Origin of the sequence: Mucilaginibacter sp., from assembly GCF_041663085.1 — a bacterium.
In the GTDB taxonomy this organism is placed as follows: Bacteria; Bacteroidota; Bacteroidia; order Sphingobacteriales; family Sphingobacteriaceae; genus Mucilaginibacter.
Genome location: NZ_JBAZRC010000212.1, coordinates 1 through 5193 on the forward strand (window position 1 = coordinate 1; position 5193 = coordinate 5193).

The 5193-nt window shown below is 43.5% G+C and carries 7 protein-coding genes; 6 read left to right on the top strand and 1 reads right to left on the bottom strand.

Translation table 11 applies throughout. From position 1 onward, the window contains the following. Window positions 1-672 (bottom strand): hypothetical protein (locus WC615_RS22375; RefSeq protein WP_372980255.1); only part of this gene is annotated, 672 nt, incomplete at its 3' end. Between the two features lie 191 nt (window positions 673-863). On the opposite strand from WC615_RS22375, the gene fumC reads away from it, so the two are divergent. The 6 genes from fumC (at window position 864) to WC615_RS22405 (ending at window position 5108) form a co-directional block, all read left to right on the top strand. After that, the gene (gene fumC / locus WC615_RS22380; protein ID WP_372980256.1) at window positions 864-2261 is read left to right on the top strand and encodes a class II fumarate hydratase; all 1398 of its coding nucleotides are present in this window, start codon (window positions 864-866) and stop codon (window positions 2259-2261) included. 51 nt (window positions 2262-2312) lie between these two features. Next, window positions 2313-2828, top strand: a complete 516-nt coding sequence (locus WC615_RS22385) for a fumarate hydratase (protein ID WP_372980257.1) — start codon at window positions 2313-2315, stop codon at window positions 2826-2828. Window positions 2829-2833: 5 nt separating this feature from the next. Next, complete coding sequence (locus tag WC615_RS22390) at window positions 2834-3634, top strand: S1/P1 nuclease (protein WP_372980258.1); 801 nt, start codon at window positions 2834-2836, stop codon at window positions 3632-3634. Between the two features lie 71 nt (window positions 3635-3705). Further along, window positions 3706-4140, top strand: coding sequence for a low molecular weight protein-tyrosine-phosphatase (locus WC615_RS22395; RefSeq protein ID WP_372980259.1), 435 nt, complete (start codon window positions 3706-3708; stop codon window positions 4138-4140). A 44-nt stretch (window positions 4141-4184) separates the two neighbouring features. After that, window positions 4185-4574 carry a hypothetical protein gene (locus WC615_RS22400; RefSeq protein ID WP_372980260.1) on the top strand — a complete coding sequence of 130 codons (390 nt, stop codon included), beginning with the start codon at window positions 4185-4187 and terminating at the stop codon, window positions 4572-4574. 45 nt (window positions 4575-4619) lie between these two features. After that, window positions 4620-5108 (top strand): DUF3347 domain-containing protein, encoded by a 489-nt coding sequence (locus tag WC615_RS22405; RefSeq protein ID WP_372980261.1) that lies wholly within the window; start codon window positions 4620-4622, stop codon window positions 5106-5108. Window positions 5109-5193: the final 85 nt, after the last annotated feature.

A 5193-nucleotide genomic window follows, 5' to 3' on the forward strand; every position in this document is an offset into this window, starting at 1 on the left:
ATACCCATTATCAGGCGAGGGCTTACGGCTCAAATAATCAATATAACCATATACTTTTGCAGGCTCTACAGGTCTCCAGTCGATAAGTATAGCATCCTGCTCGCTAAAATTTTCAATATTGTACATTTCCACTTTCAAAAACTCACCCGGCGAATAATTGAATTTACCTAAATACGCATATTTAACACTCCCATCAGCCGAGGTCTTAATAGACGAGGGCTGCCTCCATCCAATAATTTCCTGCTTATTGTTTTTGATAACCCGATACAGATAACTACCTGCTTTTTGTTCCGAATCGATGTTGTGTGCAATGATCTCTACGGATGTTGTACCATCGATCAAAATACTGGTAAACTCTTGCCCGTTGTTATGTTGTTCTAATCCCTCGTAAATTTTGCTTTTACCCCCCTGCTCAAAACGCACACCTATGTTTTGTTTGCCCAGCCAGTTAAAATAATAATGCTCTGCTGATAATTTATTAAGGCGTACCTGTTTCCTGTAATGAGCCATTTGTTGTGGAGTAGCATTGTTTGTATCAATATAGGTATTGCCTACAAGCACTTTGCCCCTCATATACTTCTCGTACGTGGGCAGCTTTTGTGCAAAAGCATAGCTGCAAAATGCCACGAGGCATAAAATGATCAATATGGGTTTAGAGAATAGCCGCTTCATTATTTTGGTGTTAAGTTAATATTTGTTTGTTGATATAAAACTGCACTCTTTACACATGCTGCACAATCATCAAACAGTATCCGGCCGCGTTGCCTTAGTATATGGCATTTTTGCTTTGTATTAATTTTATTGCTACTGGCTTAAACCCACATAAAACCCTAAATTTGCCCCTGCAAAAACATACTATCAATATGAGTTTCAGAACCGAACATGATACCATGGGCGCGGTACAGGTACCCGCCGACAAATACTGGGGCGCGCAAACAGAGCGCTCACGCAACAACTTTAAAATTGGCCCCGAGGCATCAATGCCAAAGGAAATTATAGAGGCATTTGCTTTCCTTAAAAAAGCAGCGGCCTACACCAATACCGACCTGGGCGTACTGCCTGCCGAAAAACGCGACCTGATAGCACAAGTGTGCGATGAGATACTGGAAGGTAAACTGGAGGGCGAGTTCCCACTGGTGATCTGGCAAACGGGATCGGGCACACAATCAAACATGAACGTGAACGAGGTGGTTGCAAACCGATCGCACGTTTTACAAGGTAACAAACTGGGCGAAGGCAAAACCTTCATCCACCCGAATGATGATGTGAACAAATCACAATCATCAAACGATACCTATCCTACCGCTATGCATATTGCGGCATACAAAATCCTGATCGATGTAACTATCCCGGGTATCGAGAAACTTCGCGATACTTTAAAGGCAAAAAGCGAAGCGTTTAAAAGCGTGGTAAAGATAGGCCGCACCCACTTAATGGATGCTACGCCGCTTACCTTAGGCCAGGAGTTTTCGGGTTATGTATCACAACTAAACCACGGCTTAAAAGCCCTACGTAACACTTTCGACCACCTGAGCGAACTTGCCCTTGGCGGTACTGCCGTAGGTACGGGCATCAACACACCAAAAGGTTATGATGTGAAGGTTGCCGAATACATTGCTAAATTCACCAACCTGCCATTCATCACTGCCGAAAATAAATTTGAGGCCCTTGCCGCGCACGATGCTATTGTGGAAAGCCACGGTGCGTTAAAGCAAATTGCGGTTTCATTAATGAAGATAGCTAACGATATCCGTATGCTGGCTTCAGGCCCGCGCTCGGGTATCGGCGAGATCCACATCCCGGATAATGAGCCGGGTTCATCTATCATGCCGGGCAAGGTTAATCCAACCCAAAACGAGGCGGTTACCATGGTTGCCGCGCAGGTAATGGGTAATGATGTTGCCATCAGTATAGGCGGCTCAAACGGCCATTACGAGCTGAATGTATTTAAACCGGTTATGGCGGCAAACTTCCTGCAATCGGCACGCTTAATTGGCGATGCATGTGTATCCTTTAACGACCATTGCGCAGTGGGCATTGAGCCAAACTACGACGGCATTAAAAAGCACCTGGAAAACTCATTGATGCTGGTTACCGCCCTCAACCCGCATATTGGCTACGAGAACGCGGCAAAAATTGCCAAAACGGCACTTAAAGAAAACAAATCGCTTCGCGAAGCTGCTGTTGGCCTGGGTTACCTAACCAACGAGCAATTTGACGAATGGGTACGCCCCGAAGATATGATAGGGAGCTTAAAGTAAGAGCCTCACCACAACCCCTCTCCTTTTGGAGAGGGGCTTTTTTATTTTGCCATGCAAAAACGCCATTTCTTTTATTTCTTAATTTGTTTACTAACTGCAAACTGCCTGCTGCAAACCGCCTGCAAGTTTAACCCCGATATGCAAACGCCGGGCGAGAGCTACCTGCAGGGCGAATGGCAGCAGGATAGTGTAACAATGCAGAAGCAATTGGTAAATTATTCTTTATATAACCTTAAGTTTAATTGCGATTCGTTTTTTGTGCAGATCAAAACTTTCAGCAAAGCAAATACAGGCGCCGACAGCTGCACCAAAAGCGGCCAATGGACAGAATACGCCAAAGGCGTGTACGACCAGAAGAACGACACCCTGCATGTACGCGGCTTGTTCTGCAACCCCGATTATAGCTATAAAGACCCAACGGGTTGTTTCAGGTCGGGTGTGTATGAAGAAAGTTTTAAAGTGGTCAAGAAAACCGATTCTGTAGTTCAATTCAATCCAACATCAAGCGTTATAGCATTTAGCGCGCGTTTAATAAAAAGAAGTACCTGTACACCAAAACCATTGTAAAAAACATGAAAACCAGCATTTTCAAAAAACTCTTATTAGGCATAGCCATTATTTACCTGCCGGTACAAACTATGGCATGGGGCACAAACGGGCACCGCATCAGCGGACAAATTGCCGATAGCTATCTTACCCCAAAAGCCCGCGCGGCCATCAAAGCCATCCTGGGTAATGAATCAATAGCCATGACCAGCAACTGGGCCGATTTTATTAAGTCAGACCCGCAATACAATTATCTCTATAACTGGCATTTTGTAAATATGGATAAAGAATACAGTTATCCCGAGATGCAGGAATTTCTAAAACAGGATACTGCCACAGATGCTTACACTAAAATTAATTTTTTGGTAGGTGAACTGAAAAAGAAAAATCTTACTAAAAGTAATAAGCTACTTGCACTACGTATGCTGATTCATCTTGTTGAAGATATTCACCAACCGATGCATACAGGACACTTGAGTGATAAAGGTGGAAATGATATTAAATTGATGTGGTTTAATAACCAAACCAATCTACACTCGATATGGGATAGCCAGCTGATAGATTTTCAGCAATTAAGCTATACCGAATATGTGAGCTGGATAAACCATCCTACCGTTTCGCAACGTGCCGAATGGCAAAAAGCGCCGATCAGCCAATGGTTGTTAGAGTCTAACCATTTAGCTGCAAAGATCTACGCCGGGGTTAAAGACGGTGATAAAGTTAATGTTTACAAATACAATTTTGAATACATTGGCACCTTAAACAATCAGCTTGTAAAAGGTGGTGTTAGGCTGGCCGGTTTGCTGAATCAGATCTTTGGCGCATAAAGAGCAGAAAGCTAAAAGACCAAAGCGCAAAGCAGCTTTTAGCTTTCTGCTTTTACCTTTAAGCTTAAAAAATGAAAATATTAATGGTTTGCCTGGGCAATATTTGCCGTTCGCCGTTGGCGGAGGGCATTATGCAGCACCTGGCAGATAAAGCAGGACTGGATTGGCAGATCGACTCCGCCGGTACCGGCGACTGGCATGTTGGGCAAGGCCCAGACAGGCGCTCTGTTAAGGCCGCAGCTAACGAAGGCATAGATATCAGCAAACAGGTTTGCCGTTTGTTCCGCACGCAGGATTTTGACGAATTTGACCTGATACTGGTGATGGACAAAAGCAACTTAAGCAACGTACTTGCCATGGCCGGTAACGATGAACACCGCAAGAAAGTTAAAATGCTTTTAGGTGATAAGATAGTGCCCGACCCATATTATGACGATGCCCAGTTTGCCCCGGTTTTTAAACTGATAGAGGCCGGATGTAAGGAGATCATCAAAGAATATTCGTAAATTAGGCTTGGCTTTTTAAACCCTATTCCCCTTATCTGTAATAAATGAATACTAAGATAGTTATGATCCTGAGCGCCTTGTTCCTGGCATTAGCCGGTGTGGGCCTCATGTTTTTTCCGCAAGAAATAAACACCTATATTGGTATCGGACCAAACAAATATTTCGCCCTTGTTATTCAGATTTTGGGAGGGCTTTATTTTGGTTTTGCAATGATCAACTGGATGGCGAAAGGCACCCTTATTGGTGGCATATACAACAGGCCGCTTGTTATTGGTAATCTTGCCCATTTCTTTATCGGGGGCATTGCCTTGGTAAAGGCTGTATTAGCAGATGCTAACATGCCCGTGGTTATCTGGGTGTTGGCTGCTATTTACTCATTGTTTGCCATTGTGTTTGCGCTATTATTTAATCGCCACCCAAATGTGCAGGCATAAGATAATACCGTATATTAAATTTTATACATTAACGTTTTATAAATTATGAAAAAGACACTTTTAAGCCTGATACTTGTGTTATCCATAGTAATGGCAAAGGCCCAAAACACGGCTATCGATAAAATAACTACATCATACATCGGTGTAAAAAACGCATTAGTAGGCAGCAATGCTGCATTGGCAAAAAGCAAATCGGCCGATTTGTTGGCGGCGCTTTCCGCACCGGTAAAAGGTTTGCAGCCTGCCCAGCAAAAGTTATTAAGAACTTATCTTGATAAGTTAAAATTTGATAGCCGCCACATTAGCGAGACCAGCGTTATCGATCACCAGCGTGAGCATTTCGAAAGCTTATCGAAAAATATGTACAGCCTGTTATCGGGTTTAAAACTAAACAGCACCACCGTTTACCAGCAATATTGCCCCATGAAAAAGGCAGCTTGGTTAAGCGAATCGGAAGATATCCGCAACCCATACTACGGCGATGATATGCTGGAATGCGGCAAGGTTACCGCTACTATTAAAGCGGCGAAGTAAAAGCATTTAAAGTTAACCACAGAGTTAGCAGAGATCTTTTACACAAAGGGCACAGAGATTTAATATTCTCTGTGCCCTTTGTGCT